The organism is Natrinema sp. SYSU A 869 (genome assembly GCF_019879105.1).
Lineage (GTDB): Archaea > Halobacteriota > Halobacteria > Halobacteriales > Natrialbaceae > Natrinema.
Window position 1 is genome coordinate 1,077,325 of sequence record NZ_CP082249.1, and the last position, 16,308, is coordinate 1,093,632.

11 protein-coding genes and 1 pseudogene are annotated in these 16,308 nt (G+C 64.8%); 10 read left to right on the forward strand and 2 right to left on the reverse strand.

Going from position 1 to position 16,308, the window contains the following annotated elements; genetic code table 11:
• Positions 1-22 precede the first annotated feature (22 nt).
• The 4 genes from K6I40_RS13525 (at position 23) to K6I40_RS13540 (ending at position 5,308) form a co-directional block, all read left to right on the forward strand.
• The gene (locus K6I40_RS13525) at positions 23-1,177 is read left to right on the forward strand and encodes a DUF2092 domain-containing protein (RefSeq protein WP_222919561.1); all 1,155 of its coding nucleotides are present in this window, start codon (positions 23-25) and stop codon (positions 1,175-1,177) included.
• A gap of 96 nt (positions 1,178-1,273) precedes the next feature.
• The gene (gene aroA, locus K6I40_RS13530; RefSeq protein ID WP_222919562.1) at positions 1,274-2,572 is read left to right on the forward strand and encodes a 3-phosphoshikimate 1-carboxyvinyltransferase; all 1,299 of its coding nucleotides are present in this window, start codon (positions 1,274-1,276) and stop codon (positions 2,570-2,572) included.
• 95 nt (positions 2,573-2,667) lie between these two features.
• On the forward strand, positions 2,668-3,810 hold the full coding sequence (locus K6I40_RS13535) for a thiolase family protein (RefSeq protein WP_222919563.1): 1,143 nt from the start codon (positions 2,668-2,670) through the stop codon (positions 3,808-3,810).
• A gap of 310 nt (positions 3,811-4,120) precedes the next feature.
• The gene (locus K6I40_RS13540) at positions 4,121-5,308 is read left to right on the forward strand and encodes an MFS transporter (RefSeq protein WP_255682029.1); all 1,188 of its coding nucleotides are present in this window, start codon (positions 4,121-4,123) and stop codon (positions 5,306-5,308) included.
• A gap of 217 nt (positions 5,309-5,525) precedes the next feature.
• On the opposite strand, the gene K6I40_RS13545 is transcribed toward K6I40_RS13540, so the two are convergent.
• Positions 5,526-6,578 (reverse strand): hypothetical protein, encoded by a 1,053-nt coding sequence (locus K6I40_RS13545; protein WP_222919564.1) that lies wholly within the window; start codon positions 6,576-6,578, stop codon positions 5,526-5,528.
• A 270-nt stretch (positions 6,579-6,848) separates the two neighbouring features.
• Here K6I40_RS13545 and aroC point away from each other — a divergent pair, with 270 nt between their 5' ends.
• The 5 genes from aroC (at position 6,849) to K6I40_RS13570 (ending at position 12,178) form a co-directional block, all read left to right on the forward strand.
• On the forward strand, positions 6,849-8,051 hold the full coding sequence (aroC, locus tag K6I40_RS13550; protein WP_222919565.1) for a chorismate synthase: 1,203 nt from the start codon (positions 6,849-6,851) through the stop codon (positions 8,049-8,051).
• A gap of 89 nt (positions 8,052-8,140) precedes the next feature.
• Positions 8,141-8,920: a PHP domain-containing protein gene (locus tag K6I40_RS13555; protein WP_222919566.1), complete on the forward strand. Its 780-nt coding sequence runs from the start codon at positions 8,141-8,143 to the stop codon at positions 8,918-8,920.
• 229 nt (positions 8,921-9,149) lie between these two features.
• Positions 9,150-10,142: a thiamine pyrophosphate-dependent dehydrogenase E1 component subunit alpha gene (locus K6I40_RS13560; protein WP_222919567.1), complete on the forward strand. Its 993-nt coding sequence runs from the start codon at positions 9,150-9,152 to the stop codon at positions 10,140-10,142.
• The gene (locus K6I40_RS13565) at positions 10,139-11,146 is read left to right on the forward strand and encodes an alpha-ketoacid dehydrogenase subunit beta (RefSeq protein WP_222919568.1); all 1,008 of its coding nucleotides are present in this window, start codon (positions 10,139-10,141) and stop codon (positions 11,144-11,146) included. Before K6I40_RS13560 ends, K6I40_RS13565 begins: the two co-directional genes overlap by 4 nt.
• A 12-nt stretch (positions 11,147-11,158) precedes the next feature.
• Entirely contained in the window at positions 11,159-12,178 is a 1,020-nt protein-coding gene (locus K6I40_RS13570; protein WP_222919569.1) for an NAD(+)/NADH kinase, read from the forward strand.
• An 82-nt stretch (positions 12,179-12,260) separates the two neighbouring features.
• Here the strand turns inward: K6I40_RS13570 and K6I40_RS13575 are convergent.
• Positions 12,261-14,089, reverse strand: a pseudogene (locus K6I40_RS13575) (2-oxo acid dehydrogenase subunit E2).
• A 313-nt stretch (positions 14,090-14,402) separates the two neighbouring features.
• On the opposite strand from K6I40_RS13575, the gene K6I40_RS13580 reads away from it, so the two are divergent.
• Positions 14,403-16,307, forward strand: a complete 1,905-nt coding sequence (locus tag K6I40_RS13580) for a 2-oxoacid:acceptor oxidoreductase subunit alpha (protein WP_222919570.1) — start codon at positions 14,403-14,405, stop codon at positions 16,305-16,307.
• Position 16,308: the final 1 nt, after the last annotated feature.

The following is a 16,308-nucleotide window of genomic DNA, read 5'->3' on the forward strand; positions in this document are numbered from 1 at the left end:
TAAAGGTTGTAATTCCCCGCGTATGAATCGCCGCCGGATCCTGGCAACGGGGGCCGCAGTCGTACTCGCCGGCTGTACGAGCTATACGTCCGATACCGACGACACTCCCTCGAGCGAGGCGCTCATTCAGGATGCGATCGAGCGGCGGCGAGGCATGACCAACCTGGAAGCGCGGCGAACCATCCGGGTCGAAACCACCGGGGACGGTTTCAAGCGGACCGAAGCGATCGCTCGGGAGCCCCCGGCCAAGCAGCGCATCGAGGTCGTCGAATCGACCGATCCAGACGTCCCGGCCGGCTCGATCACCGTGACGAACCGGACGACAACCTGGGAGTACAACCCGGCGACGGACGTCGCGGACAGGAAGTATCACCCGAACAAGGTCGACAGCGACGGAACGAAACGCGAACTCGAGAAACTGCGGTCGGCGTATCGGCTCAGCTACGAGGGGGCGGCGACCGTCGACGGCCGCACGGCCCACGTCATCGAGACGCGACCGCCGGTCGAGGACGTCGATCGATCAATCAACCTCGTCGTCGGCGACACGACGTTCGTCATCCCGCTGGATGCGACTGACGACCGCGAGGAGGTGTCGGTGAGACGAACCGTTTGGATCGACGACGAGTACCAGTATCCGATCAAGGAGCGAACCGCGATTGCCGACGACGAGGAGACGCGCTACGAGCTGACCGTCACGTACGAGGACCTCGCGATCGACGAGGGGCTCGAGGAGGACGCGTTTACGTACCTGCCGCCGGCGGACGCGACAGTCGTCACCGACGGCCCCAAACCCGACGGCGTCTTCGACTCCCGATCGGCCGCCGCGGCGGGAATTCCATACGACCTGCCGGAGCCGGACGTGCCGGACGCGTACATGCTGGATCGGATCACTGTCGTCGAAATGGGCGACCAGTATGGTGGGCTGACCACGACGCTGTGGTACAACGATCCGAACGTGATCGCGCGCGAACTCTACGTGACCGTCCGGGAGTCCCAGCGGTTCGATCCGAACTCGTCAGCCCTCGAAGAGATCGATCTCGACGGCCGGACTGCATACCGTCGCGACGAGGGGGTCCGGACCATCTTCTGGAACTGTGGCAACCTGTCCTACGAGGTCTCGAGCCTGCGAGCTGAGACGCCGCTCCTCGAGATCGCTGAATCGGTCGACTGTTCGTAAGTCTGCGGCCGAGCGAACGGTCCGCCGCCGCCATTAGGTTGCTCCGTGACTGCTGGGATCGGTAGCGGTAAGACGGGCCCACCCCACAGGGAGACCATGAACGTCACGATCACGCCCTCAAGCGTCGAGGGGACGGCACGGGCACCGCCCTCGAAGAGCTACACGCATCGGGCGATCCTCGCAGCGGGGTACGCCAGCGAGGCGACCGTCCGAGACGCACTTTGGAGTGCAGATACACAGGCGACCGCTCGCGCGGTCGACCTGTTTGGCGGCGACGTCGACCGACGGGACGACGGGACCCTCGAGATCGACGGCTTCGACGGCCGCCCCGACGTGCCGGCGGACATCATCGACTGTGCGAATAGCGGGACAACGATGCGACTCGTCACGGCGGCAGCCGCGCTCGCGGACGGCACCTCAGTGCTGACCGGTGACGAATCGCTGCGTTCCCGACCCCAGGGCCCGCTGCTCAAGGCGCTGGTCGATCTCGGGGCCGATGCCGACAGCACCCGTGGGAACGGCCAGGCACCGCTGGTCGTCACCGGCCCGCTATCGGGCGGCAAGGTGTCGATTCCAGGCGACGTCTCCTCGCAGTACATCACCGCCCTGCTGTTGGCCGGCGCGGTCACCGACGAGGGGATCGCGATCGACCTCGAGACGGACCTCAAGTCCGCGCCGTACGTCGATATCACACTCGAGGTGCTCGCGGACTTCGGCGTCGAGGCTCGCCACACGGATGCCGGATTCGAAGTCGACGGCGGACAGTCCTACGCACCCGTGGACGGCGAGTACACCGTTCCCGGCGACTTCTCGTCGATTTCCTACCCCCTCGCAGCGGGTGCGATCGCCGGCGATGCGGGTGCGGGCGTCCGTATCGACGGTGCCCAGCCCAGCGCACAGGGCGACAGCGCCATCGTCGAGATCGTCGAGCGGATGGGTGCCGATGTCAACTGGGATCGGGACGCGGGGACGATCGACGTTTCGCAGGCCCCGCTCTCCGGAATCGAGGTCGATGTCGAGGACACACCGGATCTGCTGCCGACGATCGCGACGCTTGGCGCGGTCGCCGACGGCGACACCCACATTACGAACGCCGAGCACGTCCGCTACAAGGAGACCGACCGCGTGAGCGCGATGGCCGAAGCGTTGGGGAAAATGGGCGTTAAGACCACCGAAGAACAGGACTCGCTGACGGTCCACGGCGGCGAGTCGACGCTCGAGGGCACGACCGTACAGGGCCGCAATGATCATCGGATCATCATGGCGCTCGCACTCGCCGGCCTCGTCGCCGACGGCGAGACCACCATCGAGGGGGCCGACCACGTTGACGTCTCGTTCCCCGGCTTCTTCGGCATGCTCGAGGAGTTGGGTGTCGCGCTCGAGCGACAGGAATAGTACCGCTGTCAGCTATTTTTCGATTTGTCGTCGTTCTCATCAGAGGCTTTCCGGCATGGGTAGCTATTTATGTCCACGAAAAATGATGTTATACAATGGCAACTAATACGCCGGTAATTGTTAGCGCTGTTAGAACAGCACAGGGGAAAGAAGACGGTGCGCTCGCGGACGTTCGCAGCGAGGATCTCTCGATCCCGTTGGTCGACGAGATGCTTGCCGAGACTGGCGTCGAAGGAGATAATGTCGACGACCTGATGTGGGGCTGTGCCCAGCAGCGCTCGGAACAGCGGACGAACATCGCGCGACAGATCGCGCTCTTCTCCGAACTCGGGGAGTCGGTCCCCGCGACGACCATCGACCGCCAGTGTGCCTCCTCCGCGCAGGCGATCATCAGCGCCGCGGACTCGATCGCCGCGGGCCGACACGAGGCGGTTATCGCCGGCGGCGTCGAGAGCATGAGCCGCGTCAAGATGGGCGCGGCCGACAGCGGTGACATGTATCCGAAACTCGACGAGAAGTACGGCATGCGGAACCTCCAGATGGGGATGACCGCCGAGAAGGTCGCAGAGGAGTACGACATCAGTAGAGAAGAGCAAGACGAGTACGGCGCGCGCAGCCAGCAGCGCGCGGTCGAAGCGACTGAGGCGGGCACGTTCGACGACGAGATCGTCCCGATCGAGACCGAAGACGGCGTCCACGACGAGGACGAGGGCCTCCGCCCCGGCACGACCCCCGAGAAGCTCGCCGAACTCCCGACTGTCTTTAAGGAAGACGGCACCGTCACGCCCGGCAACGCCTCCCAAATCGCCGACGGGGCCGCCGGTGTGATGCTCACCAGCCGCGAGTTCGCGGACGACAACGACCTCGAGGTCCTCGCGGAAGTCGGTACCAGCTACGTCGCTGGCGTCGACCCGACCGTCATGGGCGTCGGACCAGTACCGGCGACCGAGGGCCTGCTCGAGCGCGCAGGCCGGGAGATCGACGACTACGGGCTCGTCGAGATCAACGAGGCCTTCGCCAGCCAGACGCTGTACTCCCAGCGCGAACTGGGCATTCCGGACGACCAGCTCAATGTCAACGGCGGCGCGATCGCGATCGGCCATCCGCTCGGCTGTTCCGGTGCACGGCTGCCGGTAACGCTCGTCCACGAGATGAACCGCGAGAGCGTCGACCGCGGCATTGCGACCGAGTGCGTCGGCTTCGGACAAGGTGCAGCGATCGAGTTCGAACTCCCCTGAGACGCTCGGTCTCGGTTTTTTGGTCCAGATTTTGCGAGGCCGGTCGCGAACGAAGTGAGCGAAGCGGCCGAGACAAAAGGTGGTCGCGTCAGGGTCTAGCGATCGAGTTCGAACTCCCCTGAGACGCTCGAGCAAGCCTATCGTAGATGATCTTATTTAGCTATGTGTTATCATAGCTATCTATGATTTATATCGATTAGAATCAGTTATAGAGCGACCATCGGGTGACCAACGGAAGATCGAGCTTGGATGCCGCACCCGATCGTAGCGAATCAGAATGTTTTCGCCGTCGTACGAGCGAGGCGGTTACGTGACGACTGCTCACGAAGAGACGCCGGACGGCCACCGCAGTTGGATCGTCGCGCTCGTTGGTGCGATCGCGATGGTGTTTACGTTCGGAACGCCGTTCTCGTATGGCGTCTTTCAGCGGCCGTTCAGTGAGGCCTTCGGAGTTCCGCAGGTGACGCTCTCGACCGTCTTCGCCGTCATGCTGTTTACGTTCTTCATCGGATCCGGAGCGGTCGGCGTGTTCGCCTCGCGCTTGCCGGCTCGAGCCGTGATACTCGTCTGTGCGGGGGCCACCGGCGCGATCGCCCCGTCGCTGTACGTCACGGACACCCAACTCGGACTGACGGCCGTGTTCGCTGTGCTCGGACTCGCTCTCGGGACGGTGTTCGTCCTGCTCGCGTCGGTCATCCCGCGCTGGTTCGAGGAGCGCCGCGGTGCCGCGACGGGGCTCATTTTCGTCGGGAACGGGCTGGGGCTGTTCGTACTGCCACCCCTCTGGCAACGCGTCCTCGCGCAGTTCGGCGTCCGCTACGGTTTTCTCGTCGTTATGTCGGTGACCGCGGTTGCGTTCGCTCTCGCCGGTATCACGTGTCGACGGCCGCAATGGGCGGACCAGTCGGCGGCAACGCCCGGCGAACTCCTCGAGTGGGCCAGCGGGTTGGCCGGGACCCGGACGTTCCGACTGCTGTTCGTCGGTATCGGACTCGCGTTCGCCTGGTATCAGCTCCTCGCGGCGTTCGCGATCGATCTGTTCGCGTCTCGCGGCTTGACGGAAGCGAACGCGTCGACCGCGTTCGGGCTGATCGGCGGCGTCAGCATTATCTCGCGGGTCGGCAGCGGCTACGCGACCGATATCATCGGCTCGAGACGAGCGTTCTTGGCGTCACTCGGCTGTTCGGCCGTTGGTATCGTCCTGCTGTTCGCGCCACAGATGTCGGTCCTCGCAGCCGCGGTCTTCCTGATCGGCATCGGGTTGGGCGGGTGTGCGACGTTGTACGTGCCGCTACTCATGGGAATCTACGATCCCGAGATGGACACCGCGATCGTCGGCGTCTTCAATATCGCGATCGGGACCAGCGCCCTGGTCATGCCGCTACTCGGGACCGCGAGCATCGCATACACGGGTGGTTACACCGTCGCGATTCTGCTGACCTTCGTCATGACCGTTGTCTCGCTGTGGGCGACGGTCGCCGGAACCGCCCGGCCGTAACCCTCGGACCCGGTGATACGGTTCCGCCGTCCTGCAGCCGAGGGAGACGCACCGCTCTCGAGTTACGGCTTCGAAATCGGTCATCTGAGAACGGCTACCGACCGCTTCCCGATTACGGAGAGACTGAGTCACTACCGTCCCCAGGGCAGACTATCGGTCTTCGGGGTCAACGAGCGAGCGACAGCCACGCACGTATATCGGTCACGGCCAGTCGACCTCACGGCCAGTCGACCGTTTCGTTGGACCCGGCTTCGATAGAGACGGTCCCACTGTCAACGGGGATGCCACCCTGATTGTACACTTCAACGGCGACGTCGTACGTATTCCCGTTTACACCGCCCTGCCGTTGCCCTGCTTCGGGATAGGCGACCGATCCGGTCGGGGCGGCATCGTTCGATTTCGTCCTATCGGACCAGTCGTTCTCGGTGTTGTCGAATTCGACCTGAACGTCGCGGAACTCCTCGAGTCGATCGACTTCGTATTCGACGGTGAACCGGTTGTTCGTGTGCTGCTCGTCGTTAGTGACGGTAAACCCGACGAGTTTCGGATCGTCTTCGTCGCTGAGATCGTCGCCGGGTGGATTCTCACCGTTAGCAGTGGTCCGCACTTCCGTAGACAACTCGGTAACCTCGCCGGACTGATCGTAGACGCGAAACCGGAATTCGTAGGTATCCCCGCCGGCACCGCCGTCGCTGCCACCGCTCGGCGGATACGATACCGTCTGTTCCGCGTCCGACTCGACGTAGCTCTCTTGACCGATGTGGCCGGCATCGACGTTCTCGACCTCGATTTCGACCCTCTCGAAGTTCGGAAGGCGACTGACTCGATAGGAGAGACCGAATGCTGCGTTGCCGTGTTGCGTGTAATCGCGAATCTGTTGCTTAAAAGCCGGTGAGGCGTTGACTGCGACGCTGCGTGCTACGGAAATACTCACGTCCTCATTCGAGGCACTGATCTCGAACGGGAGTGCGTCGCTGCCGGTCGGACTATCCTGTTCGACGGAGACGTGGACCGAACGCGTCGATCCACTGTCGAGCGATAGATCGGTCTCCGAGATCGATCCTTGGCTGGGTTCCGAGAGGGTGAGGGTCGCCGCGATGGTTCCGTCGGCGTTGTTCGTTACGTCGACGAGGCGCTGGTCGTCCATCCCGGACTGTACTGACGCGGTGACATCGAGACCGAGCAACCCGTTGCTGTCGTCGGCCGTCCGGACGGATACGAACCGGTTAGTGCCGGCTCGGGAGAACGCGTCCGTCCCACCGAGAAGCAAAGCGCCCCCGCTAATCAGTGCCCCTTTCGCGAGAAGCCCTCGCTTCGTCCACCCCCCTCGAGACCGTCTTCGACGACGCCCCATGTCTCTACCAGTGTACCCATGTACTCCGATAGTGAAGAACATGTTGATTGAAAAGAACGAGAACACTGCTCCGGAGAGCATGCAGTCTTTGAGGAGAGCACGAACGGGTTGAGCGCACGCTGGACCGACGACGTCGTTTGCGTGAATCCTGTACCGCTAAGTGGCCGCGCCCCAGAGGACGTGGTAATGAACGGCAACCGCTTCGGTCGCCTCTTTCAGGTGACCACGTTCGGCGAGAGCCACGGCGAGGCGATGGGCTGTACTATTTCGGGCTGTCCCGCCGGCCTCGAGCTCTCGGCAGAGGACATTCAGGGGGATCTCGACCGGCGAAAGCCGGGCCAGTCGATGATCACGACCAGTCGCGGCGAACCCGACGCCGTCTCGATCAAATCGGGGATTCAAGACGGATACACGACGGGGACGCCAATCGGGCTGATCATCCAGAACAAGGATGCCCGCTCGGGCAAGTACGAACCCTTCATCACCGCGCCCCGGCCGAGCCACGGCGACTTCACCTACTCGGCGAAGTTCGGCACGCGCAACTGGGGCGGTGGCGGCCGCTCGTCGGCCCGTGAGACGGTCAACTGGGTCGCGGCTGGCGCGGTCGCGAAAAAGATCCTCGCACAGGAGGGAATCGAACTCAAGGCCCACGTCAATCAGATCGGCGACATCGAAGCGCCTGACGTGAGCTTCGAGGAGATTCTCGAGCACTCGGAGGAGAACGACGTCCGCTGTGCCCATCCCGAGACCGCCGAACGGATGCAAGAGCGGATCGCGGAGTACCAGGAGGAAGGCGATTCCATCGGCGGCAGCATCTACTTCGAGGCACAGGGCGTTCCGGTCGGCCTCGGCGCACCCCGATTCGACTCCCTCTCCGCCCGGCTCGGACAGGCCATGATGGCGGTACCGGCGACGACCGCGTTCGAATTCGGCCTCGGTACCGACGCCGCCGAGTGGACGGGCAAGGAACGGAACGACGACTGGGAGTTCGACGACAGCGAGGCGCATCGCGCCTCGGACGACGAGAGCGGCGACGAGCCGCGAACGTGGGGGAACCCGACGCCCGTCGAGAACGACCACGGCGGGATTCAGGGCGGGATCAGTTCCGGCGAACCGATCTACGGCGAGGTCACGCTGCACGCGCCCACGTCGATCCCCAAATCCCAGCAGACTGCCGACTGGGAGACGGGCGAGCTAAAAGAGGAGCAAGTCATCGGCCGACACGACCCCGTCCTCCCGCCGCGGGGGGTCCCCGTCGTCGAGGCGATGCTCGCGCTCACGCTGGTCGACTTCATGCTCCTGTCGGGTCGAATCAACCCCGACCGCGTCGACGACCAGCCAGGCGAGTACGACACCGACTATCACCCGAGCAGCCCGCGGAACGAGTAAGTCGGGTCGAGAGCGCAGTCGCCGAGCCGGAACAGCGGCCAGATTCCTGTAAGCGTAACTACTAACTCGGCCTCCGTGGTCGACGACATATGCGGGATTTTCACGTCCACTCGAACTACTCGGACGGCGGCTTCCTCAGATCGATGGCCCGGGCTGCGGAGTCGGCTGGCCTCGAGGGCGTCGGCTTCACCGACCACTGTAACGTGGCCTCGCGCGAGCGAGCGGAATCGATGCGCAGCGTCTATGGGTTCAATCTCGATCTTACTTACGAGCGCCGGCGGCAGGGGATCGAACGCCTGCGAGAGGACTTCGACCTCGAGATTTACGATGCCGTCGAGATGGATTACGATCCGCGTGACGAGGCAGCCATCGATGCGTTCCTCTCGGAGGCGGGGTTCGACTACGCGATCGGGAGCGTTCACGCCGTTGGCGGGAACAATGTACAGGTCGCCTCCCACTTCGCGGATATGCCCGACACCGAGCGCGATGCGGTCGTTGACGACTACTTCGAGAAACTCGTCGCGCTCGTCGAGTCCGAACTGTTCGACATCGCAGCCCACATTGACCTGCTCGAGCGGACGCCACCGCTGCGAGGTCAGGCGACAGCGGATCACTACCGGCGAGTGGCGCGGGCGTTCACCGATTCGCGGACGGTCCCCGAAATCAACGCCGGTCGGGCGTTGACCGACGCCGGAATCGTCCATCCCGCCGACCAGTTCCTGACCATCCTGGGCGAACACGACGTGGCCGTAACTGTTGGTACCGACTCTCATCACCCGACCGAGATACCCGACCGCGCTGACTTTCTCGCGGAGTTCGTCTCGGAGACCGGCCTTGAGCCGGTCGTTCCCGGCGGACTCGAGCGGTAACCGGCAAACAGAACGGAGGCGACAGTAGTATTCGCGGTGATCGACCGCCGTTGGCCGCCGAACACGACTACCGCGTATTGGTGAAATTCACCGTTCTGTACCGTTTAACCGGTGGTATAACTAATTTGGATCTACTAGATATATGGGGCATGGTATCGTACCACTAGATAGGTCGCATGGCAAACTTGACCTCGACAGTACGGACGGCCGACGGGAGGCGTTGCGTCGAATGGTAACTATCCGGGCGTTCGACGAGGAAGCAGGGGAACGGTTCGCGGACGGAGAGATACCGGGGTTCGTCCATCTCTACATCGGTGAGGAGGCGGTCGGCGTCGGCACGTGTGCGTCGCTTGAGCCCGACGATTACATCGCGAGCACGCACCGCGGTCACGGTCACTGCATCGCGAAAGGGCTCGACCCGAAGTACATGATGGCCGAACTCTACGGCAAGGCCGAGGGCTACTGTAACGGCAAAGGCGGCTCGATGCATATCGCCGATGTCGACGAGGGAATGCTCGGCGCGAACGGGATCGTCGGTGCCGGACCGCCGCTCGCGACCGGCGCGGCGCTGACGATCGACTATCAGGACCGCGACCAGGTCGCGGTTGGCTTCCTCGGCGACGGGGCCGTCGCACAGGGCCAGATCCACGAGGCGATCAACCTCGCCGCGACGTGGGACCTGCCGGCGATCTTCGTCGTCGAGAACAACCGCTATGGGGAAGGTACCCCCGTTGAGAAACAGCACAACGTCGACAACCTGAGCGATACGGCCCAGGCTTACGACATTCCGGGGGTGACGGTCGACGGGATGGACGTCACCGCCGTCGCGGAAGCGGTCGCCGAGGCCCGCGAGCGGGCCCGCGCCGGCGACGGCCCCACCCTGGTAGAGGCCCAAACCTACCGCTACCGCGGCCACTACGAGGGCGACGAGGAACCCTACCGCGACGAGTCCGAGATCGAACGCTGGAAGGACCGGGACGCGATCAAATCGTTCAAAGACCGACTGATCGAGCGCGGCGAACTGACTGACGACGAGTTCGAGGAGCTGCGTTCGGCGGTCGAGTCGATGATCGAGGACGCGGTCGAGTACGCGAAGGCGGCGGACCCGCCGGAGCCGAGCGCGGCCTACGAGGACATGTTCGCCGACCGGCCGCCGGAGCTCGATCAGTTCGCCGCGACCGCGCGTACCGACGGCGGTGCGAACGGAGGTGAACACCGATGACCGCACAGACGGAAGCAGAACTGGGACTCGAGACCGAGACGATGACCGTTCGGGAGGCGATCCGGCAGGCACTCCGCGAGGAACTCGAGCGCGACGAGGATGTCTACGTCATGGGCGAGGACGTCGGGCTCTTCGGCGGCGTCCTCGAGGTGACCAGCGGCCTGCTCGAGGAGTTCGGCGAGGAACGGATCCGAGACACGCCGATCAGCGAGGCCGGCTTCATGGGGGCCGCGACCGGCGCGGCGGCGACCGGGACGCGACCGGTTGTCGAACTCATGTTCTCGGACTTCGCGGGCGTCTCGATGGAGCAGATCATGAACCAGATGGCGAAGATGCGCTACATGTTTGGCGGGAAGGCCGACATGCCGGTCACCGTCCGAACGACCGAGGGTGGCGGCATGGGGGCCGCCAGCCAGCACTCGGGGACGGTCCACTCCTGGATCGCGCACTTCCCGGGGCTGAAGGCCGTCGTTCCGGGAACTCCCGCGAGCGCGAAGGGGCTGACGAAGGCCGCCATCCGATCGAACGACCCTGTCTTCGTCTTCGAGAACAAGATGATCTACGAGCAGTCGGGCGAGGTACCGACCGACGAGGAGTTTACCGTCCCGCTCGGGGAGGCGGCCGTCGAGCGCGAGGGGGAGGACGTCACCGTCGTCGCCACACAGCGACTCGTCGGCGAGTCCCTCGGCGCGGCCGAAACCCTCGAGGGCGAGGTCAGTGTCGAGGTCATCGATCCGCGCTCGCTGTATCCGTTAGATGTCGATACGATCGTCGAGAGCGTCGAGAAGACGGGACGGCTCGTCGTCGCCGATGAGAGCCCGCTCTCGTACGGCACTCACGCCGAGATCGTCGCGCGCGTCCAGGAGGACGCCTTCTTCAGCCTCGACGCGCCGATCCAGCGGGTCGGAACCCCCGACACGCACATCCCGTTCAGCCCGCAACTCGAGCAGGAGGTCCTGCCCGGCGATGACGACGTCAAGGCGGCGATCCAGCGGATCGCGTAGCGGGGGCCGCGTGTGGGATCCATCGGTCTGATCGTCAACCCCGCTGCGGGCCGCGACATCCGCCGCCTCACCGGCGGCGCGAGCGTCGTGGACGACTACGCGAAGCGCCGGGTCGCCGAGTGCGTCCTCGACGGCCTGACCGTCGCGGGCGATCGGCTCGAGGTCCTGGTCATGCCGGACCGAACCGGGATTGCCGATCATGCGGTCGCGGAGGCTCCCGACGAAATCGATGCGTCGACGCTCGAGATGCCGGTCAAAGAGACCGCGGCGGATACCCGGCGGGCGGCAGCGGCGTTCCGCGATGCGGTCGACGTCGCGGTCATCCTCGGCGGCGACGGGACGACCCGCGACGCCGCGCTCGAACTCGGCGACGTCCCGCTCATCGCGGTTTCGACGGGAACGAACAACGTCGTCCCGTCAGCCGTCGACGGCACCGTCGCGGGCGCGGCGGCAGCGCTCGTCGCGACCGACGCGGTCTCGGCCGAGGTGGTGACAACGCGACATGGAATGGTCGAGGCTCGGGCCGAGACGCCGACCGGCGAGCGACGGCTGACCGGACTCGCGGCCGTGGAAGTCTCCGCGAAGTCGTTCATCGGGACTCGCGCACTGCTCGATCCGAGCGACCTTCGGGGCGGGGTCGTCTCGCGGGCCCGTCCCGGCGACATCGGACTGCCGGCCGTCGCGGGCGGTCTCGAGTCGCTCGCGCCCGACGAGCGGGGCGGCGTCGCGCTCCGACTCGCCGGGGCCGAGGACGCGCCGCGATCCGTTCGATCGATCGTCGCTCCGGGGGTCACCGCGACGATCGGCGTCACGTCGGCCGAACGGCTCGGTCCGAACGATGCCGTCGCGTTCGACGTGCCTGACGGCGTCGTCGGTGCCGACGGCGAACGAGAACTCGAGCTCACGGATGCGACCGTCGAACTGACGCCCGTTTCGGACGGGCCGCGACTCATCGATATCGACGCTGCGCTCGAGGCGGGCGCGGCCGCCGGCTGCTTCGACGCGGTCGGCTCTTTCATCGAGGACGAGTGAGGTCGAAAGCAGGGTCGGACGAGACGTGACGGACCGCGACCGGCGACGTGAAACCGTCACCGGGCTCGCGACACCGGTTCCCTCAGATGCGATCCCAGGAGAGGTCCAGCTGGAGATCCTCGCGGAGGAGTTCCGAGACGTGACAGCCCCGTTCGCCGAGGTCGACAATCCGCTCTATGGTCTCGTCGTCCGCGTCGGTGTCGATCCTGACTGTCGTCTCGATCCGCTCGACCGACCCCTCCGCCGGCATCGCGTCCACGTCGACTCGGATCTCGTCGATCGACGCGTCACGTTTGTTCGCCTGATATCTGGTGCTCAGCGAGAGACACGACGCGAACCCTCCGAGGAAGACGTCGACTGGGGTCGGGCCGGTCTCCGTGCCGCCGCTCGATTCTGGTTCGTCGTACGTCCATTCGAAGGACCCAGCCTCGATGCGACCCTGCATGCCCTCCGGGTTCGTGGCGGTGACGGTACGACCCGGCATCTCCGTCTCGTCCCCGGTATCGGCCTCACTCTCGTCCGCTCGGTCAGCCGTGGCGGCGACGGTCTCGGGGAGGAGCGGCCACGGCTCCTCGACGTGGTCAACGAGCGTCTCGAGGAACCGGGCGGCGTCCGCCCCGTCGACGACCCGGTGGTCGAACGTGAGGTCGAACGGGAGGTATCGTCGCCACTCGAGTCCGTCGTCCGCGCCGCGGGTCGGCCGCTCTGCGACGGCGTCGATGCCCAGGATGGCGACCTGCGGCGGGTTAATGATCGGATCGAACGACTCTACGCCGAGGACGCCGAGGTTCGTCACCGTGAACGTCCCGCCTTGCAGATCGTCCATCGTGTAGTCGCCGCTCGTCGCGCGGTCGACGAGGTCCCGTCGCCCGTCGGCGATCTCCGCGAGCGACTTTGCCACCACGTCCGGCAGTACCGGGGCGATGAGCCCGTGTTCGACGTCGACGGCGATGCCGACGTTGTGTTCTTCCCAGCGGTTGTGAACCCCGTCCTCGAACGTAGCGTTGAACGAGGGATGTGACTCGAGGGTCGCCGAGACGGCCCGGAGAAGGACGTCCTGAACCGACACGTCGGTCTCGAGGGCCTCGTCCGCGGCGTCGGCGGCGGCGAGCAGCGCCTCGGCGTCGGCCTCGCGGTGGACGGTCACGTGAACGGCCTCGCGGTAGCTCTCACTCAAGCGGGAGGCAATCGTCCGGCGCATTCCGTCGAACGGGCGCTTGTCCGCGAGGGTCCGGCTCGTGCCACCGGTCTCCGCCGCGGCTGCTTGGACATCCTCTTCGGTGATCGCTCCCTGATAGCCGGTTCCCTCGACGGTCGCGAGGTCGACGCCAAGCTCCTCGGCGCGTTTGCGCGCCCGCGGCGACGCGTCGGGGTCGCTGCTCTCAGCCGGAGCCTCGGCGGCCGCTCGTTCGACGTCTTCTTCGGTGATCGACCCCTGATAGCCGGTTCCCTCGATCATCGAGAGATCCACATCCAGCTCCGCTGCTCGCTCTCGCGCCCGGGGGGAAGCCTTGCTATCGCTCGCCTCCGCCCCCCTCTCGCACTGCTTCCACTCCCGCCCGACGCCGAGCCGACCGACCGCTCGTCTCCGCCGAGTTCGATCTCGTCTTCCACCGCCACGTTGGCCTCGAGATCGGCCGTCGCCTCCGCCTCGAGTTCGCTGATATCGCTCTCGGGCGGCGCGACGATCCCGATCGGCGTTCCGGGCGGCACCGACTCGTCGACTTCGAGGTACATCCGTCGGAGAACCCCGTCCTCGCGGGCCTCGACGTCGGCGACGCTCTTCTCCGACTCCACCTCGGCGAGCAGGTCGCCCTCGGATACCGACGTTCCCTCGTCGACGGCCCACTCGAGGAGCGTCCCGCGTTCCATCTCGAGTCCAAGCTTTGGCATCCGGACGATGTAGCCCATGTGACAGCACACCATGGAATGGGTGTAAAAGGTATCGCTCATCGAAACCGCCGGTCGGCGACGGGAACAAACGCCGTACTGACGGACGACTCGGGGCAGTTTTGGCGGGTGGCTCGCCGTCGATGGTGTCGGACGGCTGTACAAATATGGACAATCATGAACGAGTTGCCCAACGACAGTAATGATCGTTCATACATATTCTTCAAAGGTGGTTCATTCTTCACGAAAGATCCTTGGTAATCTATAGCAAAGGCTTTAGGCCCGGTGGTTCGAAATTTCGGGTACGGTTGGCCCATCGGCCACTGATCCACCTATGAGCAGCGATGAACTTATCTGGCGAATCGCGGGGGGTTCCGGTGACGGGATCGACTCGACGAGCCAGAACTTCGCCAAGGCGCTGATGCGCTCGGGACTCGACGTATTTACACACCGCCACTATCCGTCGCGGATTCGCGGTGGCCATACCTACGTCGAAATCCGAGCCGCAGACCGCGAGGTACAGTCACGTGGTGACGGCTACAACTTCCTACTCTCGCTGGGCGACTCGTTCGCCCGCAACCCGCAGGAAGAAGCCTACTACGGAAACGAAGAAATCAAACCCCTCTCGGAGAACCTCGACGAACTCCGCGAGGGCGGGATCATCGTCTACGACGAGGGTCTCATCAGCGAGGAGGACGTCGAAGCGATCGATCTCGAGGCTCGTGCCGAGGAGAACAATTGGCACGTCTTCCCGATGGATCTGCGCGGACTCGCGCGGGAACATGGCCGCGAGGTTATGCGCAACACCGCCGGTGTCGGCGTCACCGCGGCGCTGCTGGACATGGACCTTGATCACATCGAGGACCTAATGTCCGACGCCATGGGCGGCGACGTCCTCGAGGCGAACCTCGAAATCCTCCACGAGGCCTACGAGACGACCCGGGAGGAGTACGAGTTCGAGCACGATCTGCGTGCACCGGAGGGCTCCCACGAGACCGAGCAGGCGCTGCTGTCGGGCTCGAACGCGATCGCCTACGGCGCGATCGACGCCGGCTGTCGATTCATCGCCGGCTACCCGATGACGCCGTGGACCGACGTGTTCACCATCCTCAGCCAGAACTTCCCCGATATGGGCGGCGTCTCCGAGCAGGTCGAAGACGAAATCGCCGCTGCGGCGCTCGCACTCGGTGCGAGCCACGCGGGTGCGAAGGCCATGTCCGGGTCCTCCGGTGGTGGCTTCGCACTGATGTCCGAACCGCTCGGGCTGGCAGAGATGACCGAGACACCGCTCGTCCTCGTCGAGTCGATGCGGGCCGGCCCCTCGACCGGGATGCCGACGAAACCCGAACAGGGCGACCTCGAGTTCGTCCTCTACACGAGCCAGGGTGACTCCTCGCGAGTCGTCTTCGCTCCAAGCAGCATCGAGGAGGCCTACGAGCAGACCAGACTCGCCTTCGAGATTGCCTGGGACTACCAGCTCCCGGCGATCGTCATCTACGACCAGAAGCTCTCCGGCGAGAACAAGAACGTCGATGTCGAGTTCTTCGACCGCGAGACCCAGCCCGATCTGGGATCGACGCTCACCGAAGACGAGCTTGCGGAAGCGGCCCACGACGCGAGTGGCAAGTTCAAGCGGTTCAACTACGAGGATGCCGAGAACAACGTCGCTCCGCGGTCGCTGCCCGGCCAGAAGGGCGGCCGCTACCTCGCAACCGGCAACGAGCACTCGCCCGTTGGCCACATCAGCGAGGATCCCGACAACCGCGTCGCCCAGATGACGCGACGCATCGAGAAACTCGACTCCATCCGCGAGGAACTCAACGAGGAACACGAGTCGAACCAGACCTACTTCGGCGACGACGACGCCGAGTACGGTATCATCACCTGGGGCTCGTCCCACGGTGCCGTCCACGAAGCCGTCGAACGACTCAACGAGAACGGCCACCCTGTCAAGGGAATGAGTGTCTCCGACATGATGCCTTTCCCCGAGACCGAAGTGACCGAATTCATCGAGAGCGTCGACGAGGCGATGGTCGTCGAGATGAACGCCACCGCGCAGTTCCGCGGACTGATCCAGAAGGAACTGGGCCGGTTTGGCGAGAAGATGACCAGCCTGCTGAAGTACAACGGCAACCCCTTCGAGCCCGCCGAGATCGTCGAGGGCTACGAGGTCAACCTCGCCGACGAAGACCGCGAACCGACCGCACAGGTACGAATCGAACCCGCTGCAGGTGACTGAC